This is a genomic window from Bradyrhizobium sp. RD5-C2, from assembly GCF_019972155.1.
Taxonomy (GTDB): domain Bacteria; phylum Pseudomonadota; class Alphaproteobacteria; order Rhizobiales; family Xanthobacteraceae; genus Bradyrhizobium.
Map to the genome: position 1 here is coordinate 196477 of NZ_BOVL01000057.1, position 21641 is coordinate 218117.

The window sequence follows — 21641 nt, forward strand, 5'->3', positions numbered from 1 at the left end:
TCAGCTGAGCTTTCGCCAGCTGCGGCCGTCGCGCGTCAGCAGCGCGTTGGCAGCCTCCGGGCCCTCGCTGCCGGCCTTGTAGGGTTGCAGGCCGCGTCCCCCGGCAGTCTTCCAGGCATCGAGGAAGGGCTGCACCGCCTGCCATCCGGCCTCGACGCTATCGGCGCGCTGGAACAGCAGATTGTCGCCGATCATGCAGTCATAGATCAGCGTCTCGTAGCCGGTCGACGGCTCGGCCTTGAAGTAGTCCTTGTAGCGGAACTTCATCTCGACGCCGTCGATGTTGATGGCCGGGCCAGGCACCTTGGTGTTGAACTGCAGCTCGATGCCTTCGGTCGGTTCGGTGGAGATGACCAGGTAGTTCTGCGATAGGCGGTCGACCGCGGTATCGCGGAACATCGCGAACGGCGCCTGCTTGAACTTGATCGCGATCTCGGTGCGCTTGCTGGTCAGCGCCTTGCCGGTGCGCAGATAGAAGGGTACGCCGGCCCAGCGCCAATTGTCGATGGTCAGCTTCAGCGCGGCATAGGTCTCGGTCGAGCTGTCCGGCTTGACGTCCGGTGTCTTGAGGTAGTCCTCGATCTCCGTGTCGCCGATCCGGCCGCCGCGATACTGGCCGCGCACCGAGTTGGACAGCGCCTCCTGCTCGCTCTGGATCTGGATCGCGCTCAGCACCTCGGCCTTCTCCGAGCGCACCGCATGGGCATCGAAACGCGCCGGCGGCTCCATCGTCACCAGCGACAGCAGCTGGAACAGATGGTTCGGCACCATGTCGCGCAGCGCGCCGGTGGCGTCATAGAAACTGCCGCGATGGCCGACGCCGAGCTTCTCGTCGACGGTGATCTGGATGTGGTCGATATGGTTGCGATTCCAGATCGGCTCGAACATGCCGTTGGCGAAGCGCAGCACCAGGATGTTCTGGACGGTTTCCTTGCCGAGGTAATGATCGATCCGGTAGATCTGGTGCTCGTCCATCAGCTTCAGCAGCGCGGCATTCAGCGCCCTCGCCGACGCCAGATCGGTGCCGAACGGCTTTTCGATGATCAGCCGCCGCCAGGCGCCGTTCTCCTCCAGCATGCCGGTGCGTCCGAGCTGCTCGCTAATCGGCAGGAAGGCGTTCGGCGGGGTCGCCAGATAGAACAGCCGGTTGCCGCCGGTGCCACGCGCCGTCTCGAGCTTGTCGAGCCGCTCGTTCATCGCATCAAAGGACGCCGGATCGCGCGGATCGGCCTCGATCGCGGTGACGCATTCGAACAGCCGCTTCGCGATCGCCTCGTCCACCGGGCGGGTGGCGAACTTGCGCAACCCTTGCAACAGACTGTCGGTCAGCTGCTCGCTCGACATGCCCTTGCGGACGACGCCGACGACGCAAAATTTTTCCGGCAGCAGGTTGCCGGCGGCGAGATTGTAGAGCGCCGGGACCACCAACCGGTGTGTCAGATCACCGGTGGCGCCGAAGATGATGAAGGAGCAAGGATCGGGTTTCTTCTGCACGTGACCTTCCGCGGTTATCTCTCGAGCTCCGTTCCGATTGTATCGGAACCGAGCTCTCGATTCTTGTTTTGACGCGTTTTCTTCACGCGAACCGGTGCCCACTTCGCTTGAAAATGCTTCTAAGCTTTCTTCGGCGGCTCCTTGTGGCCGCCAAAGCCTGCGCGCATCGCCGAGAGGATCTTCTCGGCGAAGGTATGATCCTTGCGCGAACGGAAGCGGGTGTAGAGCGCAGCGGTCAGCACTTCCGCCGGCACGGCCTCGTCGACCGCGGCATTGACGGTCCAGCGGCCTTCGCCGGAATCCTCGACAAAGCCTGAGTAGTTGTCGAGCGTGTGGTTCTGCGCCAGCGCCGAGGCGGTGAGGTCGAGCAGCCAGGACGGGATCACGCTGCCGCGCCGCCAGACTTCGGCGATGTCGGCGATGTCGAGATCGAAGCGATGCTCGGGCGGGAGCGCCTCGATATTGGCGTTCTTCAGGATGTCGAAGCCTTCGGCATAGGCCTGCATCAGGCCGTATTCGATGCCGTTGTGGATCATCTTGACGAAGTGCCCGGCGCCAACAGGACCGGCGTGGATATAGCCCTGTTCGATGCGCGGATCTCGGCCCTCGCGGCCGGAGGTGCGCGGGATGTCACCGATGCCCGGCGCCAGCGTCTTGAAGATCGGATCGAGCCGGTCGACGACGGGCTTGTCGCCGCCGATCATCATGCAGTAGCCGCGCTCGATGCCCCAGATGCCGCCGCTGGTGCCGACATCGACGTAATGCAGCCCGCGCTCACGAAGCGCCTTGCCGCGGCGGACGTCGTCCTGCCAGAAGGTGTTGCCGCCGTCGATGATGACGTCGCCGGGCGACATCAACTTTGAAAGTGCCTCGATGGTGGCTTCGGTGATCTTGCCGGCCGGCAGCATCACCCAGGCGGTGCGCGGCGCTTCCAGCTTGAGGACAAAATCCTCCAGCGACGAGGAACCGGTGGCGTTGTCGGCGACGAGCGCCGCGACCGCCTTCGGATCCTTGTCGTAGACCACGGTGGTGTGACCTTGGGTCATCAGGCGGCGGACGATGTTGCCGCCCATCCGCCCGAGGCCGATCATGCCGAGTTGCATTGCTCGCCTCCGTCAGTTCAGTGCGGCCGAGATCGCGGCATCGAGTGCCGCAAGCCCGGAGGTGAGGTCGCCCTTGAGATGAACGCGCAGCGCCCGCCGGCCGCGCTCGGTGAGCACGTCGAAATCGCCGCGCGCCTGCGCCGCCTTGATGACGCCGAAGCTCGCCTTCTGGCCGGGCACCGCCAAATCCCTGCTGTCGTCGGTCGTGACCTGCAGGAACACACCGCTGTCGGGCCCGCCCTTGTAGGCCTGTCCGGTCGAATGCAGGAAGCGCGGGCCGAACTCGGCGCAGGTCGCAAGGTGTTTCGCATCGCGCACCTTCAGCCGCATCGCCTGCATGGCGTCGATGGTGTCGCCGTCGCGCTCGATATAGGCGAGCAGGGCGACATAGTCGCCGCGGCCGGAGCGCGAGAGGTGGGCCTTGATCCAGGAATTGAGGTCGCCATTGGCGCCGGCCTTGCGCAATTCCCCGGCGTTCTGCGCGTCGGTGTAGAGTTCGACTCCATCCACCGACACCACCGGCTGCTCGGCCGGCAGCGATCCGGTCTTCTCGAACGCCGCGGTCAGCTCGCGCGTCTTGATCTTGGCGGCCTCGACGTCGGGCTGGTTGAACGGGTTGATGCCGAGGATCGAGCCTGCCACCGCGGTCGCAATCTCGAAGCGGAAGAACTCCTGGCCGATACGGTCGATCGATTTCATCACGATCCGGACCACGGGATGGCCGGCGGCCTCGAGCGCGGCGAGCTTGGCCTCATGCGCGGCGTCGTTCTCGGCGTCGGTGCGCAGGTCGATGAAGAAGCGGTCGTTGCCGTAGACCGCGGCGTCGCCGATGGTCTCGCCCTCGATCGGGATCAGGCCTTTGCCGTCCTTGCCGGTCGATTCCGCGATCAATTGCTCGGCCCAGGCGCCGAAATCGGCGACGTCGGGCGAGGCGAAGATCGTCACCTTGTCGCGGCCTTCGAGCCCCGCGATGCCCATCGCCAGCCCGAGCTGCACGCCCGGGTTTTCCTGAGGCGGCACGTCGGCGCCGCAGGAGCGCACCATGGCGAGCGTATGGCCGAGCAGGCTGCGGACGTCGATGCCCGCGGCCGCGGCCGGAACCAGGCCGAATGGCGACAGCACGGAATAGCGGCCGCCGATCGCAGGGTCGCCGTAGAAGATGCGGGCAAAGCCCTGCTTGATCGCGACCTTCTGCAGCGATGAGCCGGGATCGGTCACCGCGATGAAGCGGTGGCCGGCCTTGTCCTTGCCGATCGCCTTGGCGACCCGGTCGAAGAAATAGTCCTTCATCACGTTCGGCTCGGTGGTGCCGCCGGATTTGGAGGAGACGATGAACAGCGTCTTCGCGATGTCGACATACTCCTCCATCGCGCGCACCTGCGCTGGGTCGGTGGAATCGAGCACGTGCAGCCGCGGGAAGCCGGATCTATGCGGGAAGGTCTGCGCCAGCACCTCCGGCCCGAGGCTCGATCCGCCCATGCCGAGCACGACGGCGTCGGTGAAGTTCTGTCCCTTCACGCGGGCTGCGAAATCCTCGTAGGCGGCAACGTCGGCGGTCGCAGCGCTGTTTAGCCAGCCCAGCCATTTGTCCTCGTCATCGCCGGTCCAGACTGACTTGTCCTTGTGCCAGAGCCTGCGGATCTTGGCCGACGCGCGCCATTCCTCGGTGCTCTTCTCGACCGCCTTCTCGATGCCGGCGCCGAGCGCAAGCTTCTGATGGTCGATGCCACCGCCGAGCGAGGTCGCGCGCTTGTGGGCGACCGCGCCGTACAGCTTGTCGGCCGCGTCGGCGAACAGCTTGACGCCGTCCTTGACCAGCTCCTCGGTGATCGCATCGAGCGAGATGCCGGATTTCTCCAGCTCCTCCAGCACATGGCGGGCGTCCTCGACATTCTCCTCGAGGCTGTCGCGGACCTTGCCGTGGTCGCGGAACGCATCAAGCGTTGCAGGCGGCACGGTGTTGACGGTGTCGGGGCCGATCAGCTCCTCGACATAGAGCACGTCGCTGTAGTCCTTGTTCTTGGTGCCGGTCGAGGCCCACAGCAGCCGCTGCGGCTTCGCGCCTTTGGCCGTGAGCTTGTCCCAGCGCGGGCCCGAGAACAGGCGCTTGTAGTCCTGGTAGGCGAGCTTTGCGTTGGCGATCGCGACCTTGCCCTTCAGTGCGGCAAGCCGCTCCTTCTCGGACGGGTCGTTGGCGCGCGCGATCTTCTCGTCGAGCTGCTTGTCGACGGCAGAGTCGATGCGGCTGACGAAGAAGCTGGCGACGCTCGCCACATGGGAGGGATCGCCGCCCCTGGCGACGTACTTCTCCAGGCCCTTGAGATAGGCTTCCGCGACCTGGCGATAGACCTTCTGCGAGAACAGCAGCGTGATGTTGATGCTGATGCCTTCGCCGATCAGATACTCGATCGCCGGCAGGCCCTCCGGCGTCGCCGGCACCTTGACCATCAGGTTCTTGCGGTGGACGTCCTTCCAGAGCCGCTCGGCCTCCACGATCGTGCCCTTGGTGTCCATCGCCAGATAGGGCGACACTTCGAGACTGACAAAGCCGTCGCCGCCATGGCTCTGGTCATAGACCGGGCGCAGCACGTCGGCGGCATGTTGGATATCCACGACCGCAAGGTGTTCGAACAGGTCGGCGACCGAGCGGTCGCCCTTCTTGAGGGCCTGGCCGATCGCCCCGTCATACTCGTCCGAGCTGCCGATCGCCTTCTCGAAGATCGAGGGGTTGGACGTCACGCCTTTGACGCCGTCGGTCTCGATCAGCCGCTTCAGGTCGCCGTTGGCGACGAAGCCGCGGGCAAGGAAGTCCAGCCAGACGGCCTGGTGGTGATTTTCGAGTGCTTTGACGGGGTTCATGGGTGCCTGTTCTCGTTCGATCGAGGGTCGATTTTTGGGTTCCCGCGCAGCTTTCGGGGGTGGAGGGGGATTGTCAACATGGCTTGGGGCCCGGGGCGGACTATCAGCATTCCAAAGGGATAACGCCATTCACAACAGTTCGATCCCCTCGGAACGTGTCCAAGCAGACCCCGATCTCGGCACATTTTTATGACGCGTTGCGGCGCGACCGCGCGTCAGGGCCGCAGGTAGAGGTAGCCCTGGGATTGCAGCTCGGCGAGGTGGACCATGCCGCCGCGCTCGGCGGCAACGAAGCCGGGGAGCAGGTCTTTCAGGCCGATGTTCTGCGTTTTCATGGTGTTGGCGCAGGCGGCGAGTTCAATCCCGTCCTTCGTGAGCTGCCTGACATGCTTCGACAGGTCGGGATTGGCGGCTGCCGTATGAAACGCCTTCAGCGCCTGGCCGTGGACCACGAGCGCGATCGTCACATTGCCGGGGCCGCCGACGCCGTCGAGATGGTTCTGGATGTTGCCGATGACGAAATTGACCTTGCCGAGGTCGTCGAGGTGATAGACCACCTTCAGCTTTCCCGGTGGTGGGGTCTCAGTAGCGGCGTTCGCCCGCGATGCTGCGAAGGCCGCGCCGATCGCCGAGAGCGTGCCCCACAGGATGCTGCGTCGGTGCATGGCGTCCCTCGCGCAATGATTGTTGATCGGCGCAAAACCTATCACTTGTGGCGGAGCGCAGCGAGTTCCTTGCGGTCGGTCACAAGTTCGGCGCATTCGCTCAAGCCCGCCCGATCGACGCGAAAGATCTTGTCGTCGGCGCCGGCGAGCAGCGCTTCGGCCGCGTCATCGTCGGGCTTGTTGCGATTCCACATCCTGATGCTGCTCAGGCGCGCGATCGCGGATTTGTCGTCCTTCGACAACGCCACGCTGATACCGCCGCCCTCGCAATCTACGCTGCATTCGAAGCGTATCTCGTGTCCGGATTCGGTTGCGATCGCGTGGTTGCAGTAGCCGCTGGAGTCGAAATTGCCTGGGCGATGGCGGTAGCTGACGCCGAGCCGGAACGAGTAGTTGGTGGTCTTGTCCTCCGGCGCATCTTCGGCGGAGACGAGCAGCTTCATCGCGCTGACCTTCTGCTTCGGATGCTGCGCCAGATGATTTGCATCGTATCGCCGCACGAAGCAGGCATAGGCTTTCGCGTCGGGCGGGCCTGCGAACATCCTGTTGTCGAAGGCGGCCGCCTTGGTCTTGTCGACGGCTTCCTGCGCCTGAACAGTTAACGCCGCACCGGCGCAGGCTGCGGCGGCAAGTGCGACAACAAGGAACGTCTGCTTCATGACCGCCCCGGGAATAGCCCGCGCCTTCAAGGTGTCATCTTTACAGCGCGGCAATGGTGCCGCGTGGAACTGCGCGGGCTCGTTGCCTTAGTCGCGGCGACAAGGAGGCACGTTCAACCTTGCCTGACAGTTTGTTCATGCGAGTCTGTGACGTGCACATCTTGACGCCAAGGCAGGACAGTCACACCTTTTCAGGGAAGCCAACGTTCATCGCCGGACGGGGAAGCTGCCCCGGTCGGATGTCCGCTTCGGAAGCCTGGGCCCCGGTAAACCACGGATGTGGCGAGGGGGTTACAGACACCAAAAACAAGGGGATATTGATGAACCATTAAGCTTCCTGCCTGTTGATAAGGCAGAGGCTGCACGCGCCGTGCATTGCCGAAATGAGTCGGTCGAGTGTCCAATGAGCCCAGCGTGCCGACGCTGATTCGATCCTAGGATGCTCTGGTTGCGACTCGTGTCAGTCGTGCGGCGATACATATCGTGGAGAGAGGGATCATGTACAACGATTCTTTGTTCAACGCCTTCGCAAGGTCGTTTGAAGCGCGAAGCCAGACCGACATGTCGATGGCCGAGTATCTGGAGTCGTGTCGAAGCGATCCGATGCGATATGCCAATGCGGCCGAGCGGTTATTAGCGGCAATCGGTGAGCCCCAGATGATCGACACGGCCAAGGACCCACGCCTTGGCCGTATCTTTTTGAACCGTACGATCAGGTCGTATCCGGCCTTCGCCGGCTTCTTCGGCATGGAGGACACGATCGAGCGTCTGGTCGGCTTCTTCCGTCACGCCGCACAGGGCCTCGAGGAGCGCAAGCAGATCCTCTATCTGCTCGGACCGGTCGGCGGCGGCAAGTCGTCGCTCGCCGAGCGCATCAAGGCGCTCATGGAAATTCATCCGATCTACGTGCTGAAGGCGGGTGACGAGCTGTCGCCGGTGTTCGAGAGCCCTCTCGGGCTGTTCGACCCCGAGCAGCTTGGGCCGATGATCGAGGAGAAGTACGGCATTCCGCGCCGCCGGCTGAGCGGGCTGATGTCGCCCTGGGCCTACAAGCGGCTCGAGGCCTTCGGCGGCGACATCTCGCAATTCCGCGTCGCGCGCATCCAGCCCTCCCGGCTGCGCCAGATCGCGGTCGCCAAGACCGAGCCCGGTGACGAGAACAACCAGGACATCTCCTCGCTGGTCGGCAAGGTCGACATCCGCAAGCTCGAGACCTACGCCCAGAACGACCCCGACGCCTACAGCTATTCCGGCGGCCTCAACCGCGCCAACCAGGGCGTGCTCGAGTTCGTCGAAATGTTCAAGGCGCCGATCAAGATGCTGCACCCCCTGCTGACGGCGACGCAGGAGGGCAACTACATCGGCACCGAGAACATCGGTGCGATCCCGTTCACCGGCATCATCCTCGCGCACTCCAACGAAGCCGAGTGGCAGAGCTTCAAGACCAACAAGAACAACGAGGCCTTCATCGACCGCATCTGCGTCATCAAGGTCCCGTACTGCCTGCGGGTCACCGAGGAGCAGAAGATCTACGAGAAGCTGATCCAGACCTCCGAGCTTGCCGCCGCGCCGTGCGCGCCGGCCACGCTGGAAACGCTGGCCCGCTTCTCGGTGATGTCGCGGCTGCGCAAGCACGAGAATTCGACGCTGTTCGGCAAGATGCGGGTCTATGACGGCGAGAGCCTCAAGGAATCCGATCCGAAGGCGCGCAGCGTGCAGGAATACAAGGACGCTGCCGGCGTCGACGAGGGCATGGACGGCGTCTCCACCCGCTTTGCCTTCAAGGTGCTGGCCTCGACCTTCAATCACGACACCACCGAGGTCGGCGCCGACGCAGTGCATCTGATGTATGTGCTGGAGATGGCGATCCGCCGCGAGCAGCTGCCTGACGAGACCGAGAAGCGCTATCTCGAATTCATCAAGGCCGACCTCGCGCCGCGCTATGCCGAGTTCATCGGCAACGAGATCCAGAAGGCCTATCTGGAATCCTACTCCGACTACGGCCAGAATCTGTTTGACCGCTATGTCGACTATGCCGACGCCTGGATCGAGGATCAGGACTTCAAGGATCCCGACACCGGCCAGCTGATGAACCGTGAGCTACTGAACCAGGAGCTCACAAAAATCGAGAAGCCGGCCGGCATCGCCAACCCGAAGGATTTCCGCAACGAGGTCGTCAAGTTCTCGCTGCGTTCGCGGGCGCACAACAACGGCAAGAACCCGAGCTGGACCTCCTACGAAAAGGTTCGCGACGTGATCGAAAAGCGGATATTCTCGCAGGTCGAGGATCTGCTTCCGGTCATCTCGTTCGGCTCCAAGAAGGACGGCGAGACCGAGAAGAAGCACGGCGAGTTCGTCGAGCGAATGGTGGAGCGCGGTTATACCGAGCGCCAGGTCCGCCGGCTCGTCGAGTGGTACATGCGGGTGAAGCAGGCCGGCTAGTGCACGATCCGGAAGGCCGGCAGCGGCTTTCCGTCTCGTCTCGTTCCGTCTAATAAAAATGCGATGCGACTGGTCTGATCGCATCCGGCGTGAGGCAGATGCAACGTGGTCATGCATATCGTCGATCGGCGGCTGAACCCGGGTAGCAAGAGCCTGGAGAATCGCCAGCGCTTCCTGCGGCGCGCCAAGGCGCTGGTGCAGGGAGCCGTCAAGAAGTCGTCACAGGACCGGGACATCAAGGATGTCCTGGAGGGCGGCGAGGTGACCATCCCGCTGGACGGCATGGATGAGCCGCGGTTCCGGCGCGAGGGCGGTACGCGTGACATGGTGCTGCCCGGCAACAAGAAATTCGTCGAGGGCGACTGGCTGCAGCGCCCGAACCAGAGCGGCGCCAAGGGCTCCGGCGCTGGCGAGGGCGACAGCGAGGACGCCTTCCGCTTCGTGCTCAGCCGCGAGGAGTTCGTCGACCTCTTCCTCGACGACCTCGAACTGCCTGATCTTGCCAAACGCAAGCTCGCAGAAACTGAGAGCGAGGGCATCCGGCGCGCGGGCTATGCGACATCGGGCTCGCCCGCCAACATTTCCATCAGCCGCACGGTGAGCCGGGCGCTGGCGCGACGCGTGGCGCTGCGCCGGCCGCGCAAGGACGAGGTCGAGGCGCTCGAGGCCGAGCTTGCGGAATGCGACGACGAGACGCGGCGCCGCGAGCTGCTGGCGCAGCTCGAAGCGCTGAAGGCCAAGGTCAAGCGGATTCCGTTCATCGATCCGATCGACATCCGCTATCGCCGCTTCGAGACGGTGCCGAAGCCGGTGGCGCAGGCCGTGATGTTCTGCCTGATGGACGTCTCGGGTTCGATGTCCGAGCACATGAAGGATCTGGCGAAGCGGTTCTACATGCTGCTCTACGTCTTCCTGAAGCGGCGCTACAAGCACGTCGAGATCGTGTTCATCCGGCACACCGACCGCGCCGAGGAGGTGGACGAGGATACGTTCTTCCATGGACCGGCGTCCGGCGGCACGCTGGTGTCGAGCGCGCTGGTTGCGATGCACGACATCGTTCGAACCCGCTTCCGTCCCGCCGACTGGAACATCTACGCCGCGCAGGCCTCGGACGGCGACAACATGACCTCCGACAGTGGGGTGACCGGGCATCTCCTGACCGACAAGATCCTGCCGGTCTGCCAGTTCTTCGCCTATCTCGAGGTCGGCGAGGCCGCCAACTACACCTTCGACATGCCGGACTCCTCGCTCTGGACGCTCTATGAGCGGCTGCGCAACGAGGGCCAGCCGCTGTCGATGCGCAAGGTGAGCGAGCGCGGCGAGATCTTCCCGGTGTTCCAGGACCTGTTCAAGCGCCGCACCAGTCAGGAAAGGGTATAGTTTAATGGGGTCTTCCGGCGAACTGCTGTTCGATGGTGCCGACTGGGATTTCCAGACGCTGCAGCGAATTCACGACGCCTGCGAGGAGGTCGCGCGCAAGGAACTCGGGCTCGACGTCTATCCCAACCAGATCGAGGTGATCACCGCGGAGCAGATGCTCGACGCCTATTCGTCGGTCGGCATGCCGCTGTTCTACAAGCACTGGTCGTTCGGCAAGCAGTTCGCCTTCCAGGAAGCGTCCTATCGCAAGGGGCTGATGGGCCTCGCCTATGAGATCGTGATCAATTCCTCGCCGTGCATCTCCTATTTGATGGAGGAGAACACGGCGACGATGCAGACGCTGGTGATCGCGCACGCGGCGTTCGGGCACAATCACTTCTTCAAGAACAACTATCTGTTCAAGCAGTGGACCGATGCCGAAGGCATCCTCGATTATCTCGAATTCGCCAAAGGCTACATCGCGGTCTGCGAGGATCGTCATGGCCGCGAGACGGTGGAGCGGACGCTCGATGCCGCCCATGCGCTGATGTCGCATGGCGTCGACCGCTATCCCGGAAAGAAGACGCTCGACCTGCGCGCCGAAGAGAAGCGCGCCGGCGAGCGCCGGCAGCACGAGGAGGCCGTGTTCAACGATCTGTGGCGGACGGTGCCGAACACCAAGGCCAAGAGCAAGGCGACGCTCACTGCCGAGCGGCGCCGCGCGCTGCTCGGTCTGCCGCAGGAGAACATCCTCTACTTCCTCGAGAAGACCGCGCCGCGGCTGCAAGGCTGGCAGCGCGAGCTCATTCGCATCGTGCGTCACATCGCGCAGTACTTCTACCCGCAGGGCCAGACCAAGGTGATGAACGAGGGCACCGCGACCTACGTCCATTACCGCATCATGAGCCGGCTGCATCAGCAGGGCCGGATCACCGACGGCAATTTCCTCGAATTCCTGCAGTCGCACACCAATGTGGTGTTTCAGCCCGAGTTCGACGATCGCCGCTATTCCGGCTTCAATCCATACGCGCTCGGCTTTGCCATGATGCAGGACATCGAGCGGATCGTGAAGACTCCGGAGGACGAGGACCGCGCCTGGTTCCCCGATATCGCCGGCAAGGGCGACGTCGAGGGCGTGCTGCGCGAGATCTGGAGCAACTACCGCGACGAGAGCTTCATCAACCAATTTCTCAGCCCGGCGCTGATCCGGCGCTTCCGCATGTTCCATCTGCACGACGACCCCGCCGAAAGCCAGGGCATCAAGGTCGATGCGATCCATGACGAGCGTGGCTACCGCCGGGTGCGCCGCGAGCTGGCGCGGCAATACGACGTCGGCTTCGTCGATGCCAATATCGAGGTCGTGGATGTCGATCTCGACGGCGACCGCCGCCTGATGCTGCGCCACACCACCGTGAAGGGCGCGCAGCTCAACGAGACCGACACGCGGCGCGTGCTGCAGCATCTCGCCGATCTGTGGTCCTACGACGTGGCACTCACCGAACTCGACGGCACCGACAAGGTGCTGAAGGAATACGTCGTCAGCCCGCGCGCGGCTGCGGTCGCTGCCTGAGGATAACGTTCTCGCTGACATGAGCGCGGCGTACACCGCCGCGCGGAAGGCGAGTCTTGCATGATGAACCTTCGTGTCCATCGAAGGCTCGCATCGCGAACATCCCGGCAACATTCCGGATTTTGAATCGCATCATGTTCCACGCGCGAACGTGATTGCCGGCCTGCGGAAATCTCATTGACGTCCTCTTGGTGATTGCCTGCGCGAGCGCGATTGATAAGGTGCGCCGCGTCAAGAAAACCAAGAAAAGGATATGCTCTTGTCAACTCGCTCCCGCCTGGCGGGCTTTCTCGCCTTCACCGCGCTCTCGGCCTTGTCGATCTCGCCGTCCGTTGCAGCCGATCCCGCGATCAGAATCGGAAACACCGCACCCTATAGCGGCCCGGCGTCCGCCTACGGCACGATCGCACGCGCCGAAGCCGCGTATTTCCAGATGCTCAACGACCAGGGCGGCATCGGCGGCCGCAAGATCGAGTTCGAGAGTCTCGACGACGCCTATTCGCCGTCGAAGACCGTCGAGCAGACCCGCAAGCTGGTCGAGCAGGACGAGGTGCTCGCGATCTTCAGCGCGGTCGGCACGGCGACCAACATCTCCGTGCAGAAATATCTGAACATCAAGCACGTGCCTCAGCTGTTCGTGTCCTCCGGCGCGACGCGCTGGAACGATCCGAAGCAGTTCCCGTGGACGGTCGGCTTCAATCCGACCTACGAGCTCGAAGGCCGGCTCTATGCAAAGTACATCCTGAAGACCAAGCCGGACGCGAAGATCGCCGTCATCACGCCGAACGAAGACGCCGGCAAGGATTATCTCAGGGGCTTCAAGGACGGGCTCGGCGAGCATGTCGGCCAGATCGTTGCGGAGACCACCTACCTGACGACCGATCCGACCATCGATTCCCAGATGGTGACGATGCGGGAGTCCGGTGCCGACGTGTTCTTCGCCGAAGCGACGCCGAAATTCGCGGCGCAAGCGCTGCGCAAGGCGGCGAGCATGGGCTGGAAGCCGCTCACCATCCTGCCGACCGTCTCCAACTCCGTTTCTGCGGTGCTCGAGCCGGCCGGGCTCGAGAACGTCATCGGTGTCGTGACCGGGCTCTATCTGAAGGACCCGACCGACCCGCGCTGGGCCGACGATCCGGCGCAGCAGGAGTTCTCGGCCTGGATGAAGAAGTATCAGCCGAATGCGAGCCCGGGCGACCTCTTCAACGTGCAGGGCTACACCGTCGCGCAGGTCATGACGGCGGTGCTGAAGAACTGCAACGGCGATTACAGCCGCGACAACATCATCAAGCAGGCGACCAATCTGAAGGCGCTCGAACTGCCGATGCTGCTGCCGGGCATCAAGGTGCAGACCGAGCCCGACAATGTGACGCCGATCCGCCAGATCCAGATGGCTCGGTTCGACGGCAAGTCCTGGGCGCTGTTCGGCGACGTCCTGAGCGACAAGTAGCTCCAAACAGAAATCGGGCCTCTTGGCAGTGCCAGGAGGCCCGATTCGAAACCGAATTGACCGTCAGCGCAGGCTGGCGTTGATCTTGTCCAGCACGGCTGAGCCGGGGCAGAGCGCCTGCTCGTCCATCGTGTTGAGCGGCGTCTCGACGGTGTCGAGATGGGTGTGCAGGTCCTCGGCATCCGGATCGACGTAAAGCAGTCCGGTGACGATCTGGCCCTTGGCCGCATGCTTCTGCAGGAAGGTCTGTGCTCCGAGCCGATCGTGCGGATCGTAGTCGGCGTCGAGCTTGCGCAGCGCGAGCCGCGAGCCGTCATGCTGCTCGACCACCTGCACGGTGCCGGGCGCATAGTCGACGCTGATCGGCTCACGACCGACCAGCACGTCGAGACGGTTCACCGCGTCATTGTGCTCGCGCACATAGTCGAAGCTCTTGGTTGAGCCGGCGTGGTTGTTGAAGGCGATGCAGGGGCTGATCACGTCGATGAAGGACGCGCCCTTGTGGCGGATCGCAGCGGCAATCAAGGGAACCAATTGCGTCTTGTCGCCGGAGAAGCTGCGCGCGACGAAGGTGGCCCCGAGTTGCAGCGCGATCGCGACCAGGTCGATCGCGTTGTCGGTGTTGGTGACGCCCTTCTTCGACTTCGAGCCGCGGTCGGCGGTCGCCGAGAACTGGCCCTTGGTCAGGCCGTACACGCCATTGTTCTCGACGATGTAGGTCATGTTGACGGCGCGCCGGATCGAATGCGCGAACTGGCCGAAGCCGATCGAGGCGGAATCGCCGTCGCCGGAGACGCCGAGATAGATCAGGTCGCGGTTGGCAAGGTTAGCGCCGGTCAGCACCGACGGCATGCGGCCATGCACCGAGTTGAAGCCGTGCGAATTGCCGAGGAAATAGTCCGGCGTCTTCGACGAGCAGCCGATGCCGGAAATCTTCGCCACCCGGTGCGGCTCGATCGAGAGCTCGTAGCAGGCTTCGATGATCGAGGCGGTGATCGAATCGTGGCCGCAGCCGGCGCACAGGGTCGAGATCTTGCCCTCGTAGTCGCGATGGGTATAGCCCAGCTCGTTCTTCTTCAGACCGGGATGATGAAACTTCGGTTTTGCAATGTAGGTCATGTCACGGCCTTGCGGAGAGGGGTCACCTTGAGATGATCCTGATGGTCGCCGATCGCGTTGGCGATGAAGCGCGCGGTGATCGGCGTGCCGTCATAGTGCAGGATCGGCACCAGCCGCACCGGGTCGATGCCGTTCTCGTTGACGATCAGCTGACGGAGCTGCGCGTCGCGGTTCTGCTCGACCACGTAGACGAAGTCGTGATCGGCGATGAAGCTCGCGACGCTGGAGTGGAACGGGAAGGCGCGGATGCGCATGCGGTCGAGCTGATGGCCGCGCGCCTCCAGGATCCCGATCGCCTCGTCCATCGCGGGCGAGGTCGAGCCGAAATAGAGCACGCCAACCTTGGTCGGCTTCGCCGCATTGGCCTGCAGCGGCCGCGGCACCATGTCCTGCGCGGTCTCGAACTTGCGCACCAGGCGCTGCATGTTGTCGGCGTAAACCGCGCCTTCCTCGGAATAGCGCGCGTAGCGGTCGCGCGAGGTGCCGCGGGTGAAATAGGAGCCCTTGGTCGGATGCGTGCCGGGATAGGTGCGATAGGGGATGCCGTCGCCGTCGACGTCGAGGTAGCGGCCGAAGTCGCGGCCCTCCTCGAGCATCTCCGCCGTCATCACCTTGCCGCGGTCGTATTGCTTGGCATCGTCCCACTTCAGCGGGCGGCACAGCCGGTGGTTCATGCCGATGTCGAGATCGAGCATCAGGAAGATCGTGGTTTGCAGCCGCTCGGCGAGATCGAAGGCGGCGGCGGCGAATTCGAATGCCTCGGCCGGGTCTTCCGGGAACAGCAGCACGTGCTTGGTGTCGCCATGCGAGGCATAGGCGCAGGCGATCACGTCGCATTGCTGGGTACGGGTCGGCATGCCGGTCGAGGGGCCGGCGCGCTGGATGTTCATGATCACGGCCGGGATCTCGGCGAAGTAGGACAGGCCGATGAACTCGGTCATCAGCGAGATGCCCGGACCCGAGGTCGCGGTGAAGGCCCGCGCGCCGTTCCAGGAGGCGCCGATCACGATGCCGATCGAGGCGAGCTCGTCCTCGCCCTGCACGATGGCGTATTTCGCCTTGCCGGTCTCGGGATCGTGACGGAACTTCTTGCAGTGGCTGGTGAAGGCTTCCGCCACCGACGATGAAGGCGTGATCGGATACCAGGCGCACACGGTGGCGCCGCCATAGACGGCGCCGAGCGCGGCGGCGCTGTTGCCTTCCACGAAGATGCGGTCGCCGACCTTGTCGGACTTCTTCACCCGCAGCCCGACCGGGCATTTCAGGTTCTGCAGCGCCCAGTCGCGGCCGAGATGCAGCGCATGGACGTTGGAGGAGAGCAGCTTCTCCTTGCCCTTGTACTGCTCGCCGATCAGCTGTTCGACGACCTTGGGATCGAGGTCGAGCAGGGCGCAGAGCGCGCCGAGATAGATGATGTTCTTGAACAGTTGGCGCTGTCTGGGATCGGTGTAAGTCGAGTTGGTGATCGCGGTCAGCGGCACGCCGATCACCGTGATGTCCTCGCGGAATTTCGACGTCGGCATCGGCTTGGTCGAATCGTAGAACAGATAGCCGCCGGGCTCGATTGAGGCGACGTCCTTGTCCCAGGTCTGCGGGTTCATCGCCACCATCATGTCGACGCCGCCGCGGGCGCCGAGATGGCCGTCCTCGGTGACGCGCACCTCATACCAGGTGGGCAGGCCCTGGATGTTGGAGGGGAAGATGTTGCGTGGTGACACCGGCACGCCGTGGCGCAGGATCGAGCGCGCGAACAGTTCGTTGGCGGAGGCCGAGCCCGAACCGTTGACGTTGGCAAAGCGGACGACGAAGTCGTTTACGCTGCTGATCGGGCTTTGGACTGACATGTTGATCCCGCTTGAACCATATCGATGAGGTACTTCTGCATGTCCCAGGCGCCGGTCGGGCAGCGCTCGGCACACAGTCCGCAATGCAGGCAGACGTCTTCGTCTTTCACCATCACGCGGCCGGTCTTCAGGTCGCCGGAGACGTAGAGCGCCTGATCGTGATGCGGCGAGGGAGCTTTCAGGCGCTGCCGCACGTCATCTTCTTCACCGTTCTCGGTGAAGGTGATGCAGTCCATCGGACAGATGTCGACGCAGGCGTCGCATTCGATGCAGAGCGGCGCGGCGAACACCGTCTGCACGTCGCAGTTCAGGCAGCGCTGCGCCTCGCCGAGCGCGAGCTTGAGGTCGTAACCGAGCTCGACCTCGGCGCGGATGTCCTTCAGCGCGATCACCTTGTCGCGATGCGGCACCTTGAAGCGCTTGTCGGCGGAGATGTCGTTGTCATAGCTCCACTCGTGGATGCCCATCTTCTGCGAGGAGACGTGCACCTCGGGCAGCGGGCGCTCGGTGATGTCCTCGCCGGACAGCATCCGGTGGATCGACAGCGCGGCATCATGGCCGTGCGCCACCGCCCAGATGATGTTCTTCGGCCCGAACGCCGCGTCGCCGCCGAAGAACACCTTCGGATTGGTCGAGACGAACGTCTTTGGGTCGACCTTCGGCATGTGCCACTTGTCGAATTCGATGCCGCAATCGGCTTCGATCCAGGGGAACGCATTCTCCTGGCCGACCGCAACGAGCACATCGTCGCAGGACACGGTCTCGTCAGGCTCGCCCGAGGGCACCAGATTGCGCCGGCCCTTGGCGTCGTACTCCGCCTTCACCTTCTGGAAGGTGACGCCAATCAGCTTGCCGGCCACATGCTTGAACGCCACCGGCACCATGAAGTTGAGGATCGGGATGTCCTCGTGCAGCGCGTCTTCCTTCTCCCACGGCGACGCCTTCATTTCCTCGAAGCCGGAGCGGACGATCACCTTGACGCTCTCGCCGCCGAGGCGGCGCGCGGTACGGCAGCAATCCATCGCGGTGTTGCCGCCGCCGAGCACGATGACGCGGCGGCCGATCTTGTCGACATGGCCGAACGACACGTTGGACAGCCACTCGATGCCGATATGGATGTTGGCGGCGGCCTCCTTGCGGCCGGGAATGTCGAGCTCGCGGCCGCGCGGCGCGCCGCTTCCGACAAAGATCGCGTCATAGTTCTCGGCCATCAGTTGCTTCAGGCTGTCGACGCGCTGGCCGCCCTTGAACTCGACGCCGAGGTTGAGGATGTAGTCGGTCTCCTCGTCGATCACGCTGTCGGGCAGGCGGAATTTCGGAATCTGGCTGCGCATCATGCCGCCGGCCTTGGGATCGCCGTCGAACACGGTGCAGTGATAGCCGAGCGGGACGAGATCGCGCGCCACGGACAGCGAGGCAGGGCCGCCGCCGACCAGCGCGATGCGCTTGCCGTTCTTCGGTCCCGGCTTCGGCAGACGGTCCTTGATGTCGTCCTTGAAGTCGGCGGCGACGCGCTTCAGGCGGCAGATCGCGACCGGAGTGTCCTCGACCCGCCCGCGGCGGCACGCCGGCTCGCAGGGACGGTCACAGGTGCGCCCGAGAATCCCGGGGAACACGTTGGACTTCCAATTGATCATGTAGGCGTCGCTGTAACGCCCCTCAGCAATCAACCGGATGTACTCGGGAACGGGGGTGTGTGCGGGACAAGCCCATTGGCAATCGACTACTTTATGAAAGTAATCCGGCGCCGAGATATCAGTCGGTTTCATTCCTACCTTTGACCCGCGCGAAAAATGCCGGCCCGCGCGGCCTTATCGTTGACGACGAACGCTCACGTGGCGTTGTTCTGGTTTTTGAATTGGATCATAGGCTTATCTTATTAGAGCCGTTCCAGAGAACGCAAAGGCTAAATTGTCCGATCATCAGCTTTCGCGCGGCTGATGCGCGTGTAGCGTTAATCTCGTTTGCGTTATGTGGCGGTGCAGCATGGTCTGCACCGCATACCGTTCGTGTTTGAGCATGATCTCCGTGCAAGCGGTGCGCGTTTGCTTCAACCGCGCGGAAGATCGCTCTTCGCGACATCCCACAACAGCCGGTAGACGCCGCTGCTGACCACCAGCGGCTTCAAAGCTGCGTTGCCGGTGATGCTTGCCGCGGCTGCGGGGACCGCGCCGACATCGGTGGCGTCGATCAAGACGAACCAGTCACCGGCACCGGGATCGGCTTTCGCGGCGTCCGGCGTGAGCGGCTTCGACAGCACGGGGTCATTCTCGAGCAGATGCATCGAAATGATGCCGTCGTGCGCGGCTGGATCGAGTTGCTCCCGCAATGCAGCGCGGAGCTTTTCGGCATCGTCGGCCGGCGGGCGCAAGCGGATGATGCCAAGCGCTGCGCCTCTGCCGACGCCGCGGCTGATCGTGATGCGCGCGACCCCGCGGATCATGTTCTGGAAGCGCGCGATGTTGGCCTTCGACCAGTCGGTCTGGTTGGCGAGCGCCTTGCGGTAGGCCGGGCTTTCGAGCACTGCGAAGGTCGCGGTCGAGTAGAGGCTGAGATATTTCGGCTTGCCGTCATGGGCGACGTAGCGGCGGGCCTCCAGGAAACCGTCGATCGCGACTCGTTCTTCGAGATGCTCGCGATCGTACCAGCGGTTGAATTCAGCTTCGTGTAAGCTGTCGATATCCATCGAGGTCAGCAGCATGCCTTGTCCGGCGATTGGCATCGAGGTGCTCCTTTTTTGCCTGTTTTATCTGCGCAATATCGCCTGATCGCGCGCGCCCGGGAAGCCGATTCCGGGGTGCCGGCGACCGTGCAGACCAAGGATTGCCACAATTGCCGCAATCCTGTTCAGCGCGCATTCACGGAAGTAGCCTTTCCATCCGTAACGCCAACTCTTGAGAAGAAAAGGGACGACCACTATGACGCGCATTCTGTGGGCATTGATCGTCGGTCTGGTGTCGCTCTCGTCGCTTCCCGTCCATGCGCAGGATCAGGAGAAACGCCTCGCGCTGGTGGTCGGCAACGGCGCCTATCAGGCCGGTGCGTTGCAGACCGCCGCAAACGATGCCGGCCTGATCGCGCAGACATTGCAGGCCGCAGGCTTCGACGTGGTCGGCGCGCGCGATCTCGACGGCGAGACGCTGCGCAAGTCGTTCCGCGATTTCATCCAGAAGGTGCAGGACGCAGGGCCCAATGCGGTGGCCTTCGTCTATCTCGCCGGCTACGGCGTGCAGCTCACCGGCGAGAACTACTTCGTGCCGGTCGACGCCAAGATCGCCCGCGACACCGACATCCCGGTCGAGGCGATCCGCCTCTCCGACTACAGCCATCAGCTCTCGGCATTGCCGATCAAGGCCGGCGTCATCGTGCTCGATGCGGCGCGCAGCAATCCCTTCGCCAAGGACGGCCAGCCGCTGGCCGGCGGCCTTGCGCTGGTCGATCCCGATCCGAAGCTCTTGATCGCCTTCAATTCGGCGCCCGGCACCGTCGCCCCTGACGGTGCGCCGCCTTACGGACCCTACGCGCAGGCGCTGGCGGAAATGATTCGCGCCGGCGGCCTGACCCTGCCCGAGGTGTTCGACCGCGTTCGCCTGCGCGTCAACGAGATGACCAAGGGCGCCGAGATCCCGTGGAATGCCCAGAAGGTCGACGCGCCCTTCATGTTCTTCGAGCGCAAGCCGGATGCACCGCCGCAGCAGGTCGATGCCGGACTGCGCACCAAGCCGATCCGCGATTTCCCGGCGCAGGACGCCTATGCCGCGGCGCTGGAGCGCGACACGCTGCAAGGCTACGAGGATTATCTGCAGGCCTATCCGACCGATCCGCTGGCCAAGCGCGTGCGCGCGATCGTGGCGGCGCGGCGTGAGGCCATCACCTGGCGCCGCACCTACAGCGCCGACACACCTGATGCGTATTGGTCGTATCTGCACCGTTATCCGCGCGGGCCGCATTCATATGACGCCCGGCGCCGGCTCGCCTATCTGTCGGCCGCGCTGGAGCCGCCGCCGCAGTTCGCGGCGATCGACTATGACGTGCCGCCGCCGCCGCCCGACGAGATCGTCTATGTCGACCGCCCGGTGCTGTACTACAGCGATCCGGTGTTCGCCTTCGCGCCGCCCCCGCCGCCGCCGATATTCTTCCTGCCGCCGCCGCCGCCGGACTTCGTCGTGCTGCCGCCGCCGCCGCCGCCGATCGGCCTGTTCGTGCTGCCGACGCCGTTCTTCGTGGCGATACCGGCCTATGTCGCCGCACCGGCCTATGTCGTGCCGCCGCAGAACAACATCGTGTTCAACAACATCCACAACACGACAGTGATCAACACTGTGATCAACAATCCCAACCCGACGCCGGCGCAGCTCCATGCGGCCGGGGTGACGGCGGCGATGGGCGGCGCACCGGTCACGGCGGCACCGCAGCTGCCGGCCGCGGCGATGCAACGCGCCAATCTGACGCCGGCCGGCGTCACACCAGCGCAGGGCGCGGCCATGGGAGCGCCCGGCGCTGCGCCGAACGCAGCTGCCGCGCCGAACGCGATGGGTGCGCCGGGTGCGCACACCTTGCCGGGCGCGAAGAATGGACCGGCGCTGCCGCAGTCGGCGACCGCGCCGGCCAATCCCGCGCAGCAGCACGGCGCCGTGCAGCCGGGCACCGTGCAACCTGGCGCAGCGCAGCCGGGTGCAAAGCCGAACGCGGTGACACCAGGCAAGCCGGCAACAGCCATGGCGCCTGCCAACGCGCAGCCTGCTCCACCGGCCAAGCCCGGCGCTGCCCCCACGACAAACGCGCCGGCCTCGCCCGCGACCGCCGGCAAGCCCGGCGCGCAACCGCTCTCGCATGCCGCGACCGCGCCGACCACGAACGTGAAGCCCGCGGCGGCGCCGTCGCCGGCGAACCGCACGCCGCCGGCACGGCAGACGCCGGCTGCGCGTTCGGCGCCCGCGCATGCTGCGGTGTCGCCGTCGGCACCGGTCTCCCGGCCTGCGCCGGTGCGGGCCGCAGCTCCACCCCGCGCGGCTCCCCCGCCGCCCCGCGCCGCAGCCGTTGCGCCGCATCCGGCACCGGCCCCGCGCGCCGCGCC

General features: G+C 64.3%; 14 protein-coding genes. 5 read left to right on the top strand and 9 right to left on the bottom strand.

Annotated features, from left to right (window positions below):
- The 5 genes from zwf to BraRD5C2_RS37110 all read right to left on the bottom strand — a co-directional run bounded on the left by zwf (position 1) and on the right by BraRD5C2_RS37110 (position 6780).
- Entirely contained in the window at positions 1-1494 is a 1494-nt protein-coding gene (zwf, locus tag BraRD5C2_RS37090) for a glucose-6-phosphate dehydrogenase (protein ID WP_223977010.1), read from the bottom strand.
- Between the two features lie 119 nt (positions 1495-1613).
- The gene (gnd, locus tag BraRD5C2_RS37095) at positions 1614-2597 is read right to left on the bottom strand and encodes a phosphogluconate dehydrogenase (NAD(+)-dependent, decarboxylating) (RefSeq protein ID WP_223977013.1); all 984 of its coding nucleotides are present in this window, start codon (positions 2595-2597) and stop codon (positions 1614-1616) included.
- A 12-nt stretch (positions 2598-2609) separates the two neighbouring features.
- On the bottom strand, positions 2610-5456 hold the full coding sequence (locus tag BraRD5C2_RS37100; protein WP_223977015.1) for a bifunctional transaldolase/phosoglucose isomerase: 2847 nt from the start codon (positions 5454-5456) through the stop codon (positions 2610-2612).
- Between the two features lie 215 nt (positions 5457-5671).
- Entirely contained in the window at positions 5672-6121 is a 450-nt protein-coding gene (locus BraRD5C2_RS37105; RefSeq protein WP_223977017.1) for a DsrE family protein, read from the bottom strand.
- 41 nt (positions 6122-6162) lie between these two features.
- A complete protein-coding gene (locus BraRD5C2_RS37110; protein ID WP_223977019.1) occupies positions 6163-6780 on the bottom strand; it encodes a hypothetical protein in 618 nt (205 codons plus the stop codon).
- 498 nt (positions 6781-7278) lie between these two features.
- Between BraRD5C2_RS37110 and BraRD5C2_RS37115 the strand changes: the two genes are divergently transcribed.
- The 4 genes from BraRD5C2_RS37115 to BraRD5C2_RS37130 all read left to right on the top strand — a co-directional run bounded on the left by BraRD5C2_RS37115 (position 7279) and on the right by BraRD5C2_RS37130 (position 13601).
- Positions 7279-9222 (top strand): PrkA family serine protein kinase, encoded by a 1944-nt coding sequence (locus BraRD5C2_RS37115; RefSeq protein WP_092116153.1) that lies wholly within the window; start codon positions 7279-7281, stop codon positions 9220-9222.
- Between the two features lie 111 nt (positions 9223-9333).
- Positions 9334-10602 carry a YeaH/YhbH family protein gene (locus BraRD5C2_RS37120; RefSeq protein WP_223977052.1) on the top strand — a complete coding sequence of 423 codons (1269 nt, stop codon included), beginning with the start codon at positions 9334-9336 and terminating at the stop codon, positions 10600-10602.
- A gap of 4 nt (positions 10603-10606) precedes the next feature.
- Positions 10607-12151 carry a SpoVR family protein gene (locus tag BraRD5C2_RS37125; protein ID WP_223977021.1) on the top strand — a complete coding sequence of 515 codons (1545 nt, stop codon included), beginning with the start codon at positions 10607-10609 and terminating at the stop codon, positions 12149-12151.
- A 259-nt stretch (positions 12152-12410) separates the two neighbouring features.
- The gene (locus BraRD5C2_RS37130; RefSeq protein WP_223977023.1) at positions 12411-13601 is read left to right on the top strand and encodes an ABC transporter substrate-binding protein; all 1191 of its coding nucleotides are present in this window, start codon (positions 12411-12413) and stop codon (positions 13599-13601) included.
- 63 nt (positions 13602-13664) lie between these two features.
- Here the strand turns inward: BraRD5C2_RS37130 and BraRD5C2_RS37135 are convergent, their stop codons facing one another.
- The 4 genes from BraRD5C2_RS37135 to BraRD5C2_RS37150 form a co-directional block, all read right to left on the bottom strand.
- Positions 13665-14720 (bottom strand): 2-oxoacid:ferredoxin oxidoreductase subunit beta, encoded by a 1056-nt coding sequence (locus BraRD5C2_RS37135; protein ID WP_100955583.1) that lies wholly within the window; start codon positions 14718-14720, stop codon positions 13665-13667.
- Positions 14717-16564, bottom strand: coding sequence for a 2-oxoacid:acceptor oxidoreductase subunit alpha (locus BraRD5C2_RS37140; protein WP_223977025.1), 1848 nt, complete (start codon positions 16562-16564; stop codon positions 14717-14719). Before BraRD5C2_RS37140 ends, BraRD5C2_RS37135 begins: the two co-directional genes overlap by 4 nt.
- On the bottom strand, positions 16534-18333 hold the full coding sequence (locus BraRD5C2_RS37145) for an FAD-dependent oxidoreductase (protein ID WP_223977027.1): 1800 nt from the start codon (positions 18331-18333) through the stop codon (positions 16534-16536). The genes BraRD5C2_RS37140 and BraRD5C2_RS37145 overlap by 31 nt, the downstream gene beginning before the upstream one ends.
- 281 nt (positions 18334-18614) lie before the next feature.
- Positions 18615-19286, bottom strand: coding sequence for a DUF4286 family protein (locus BraRD5C2_RS37150; protein WP_223977029.1), 672 nt, complete (start codon positions 19284-19286; stop codon positions 18615-18617).
- Positions 19287-19482: 196 nt separating this feature from the next.
- Here BraRD5C2_RS37150 and BraRD5C2_RS37155 point away from each other — a divergent pair.
- On the top strand, positions 19483-21641 hold a 2159-nt coding region (locus BraRD5C2_RS37155; protein ID WP_223977031.1), incomplete at its 3' end, for a caspase family protein.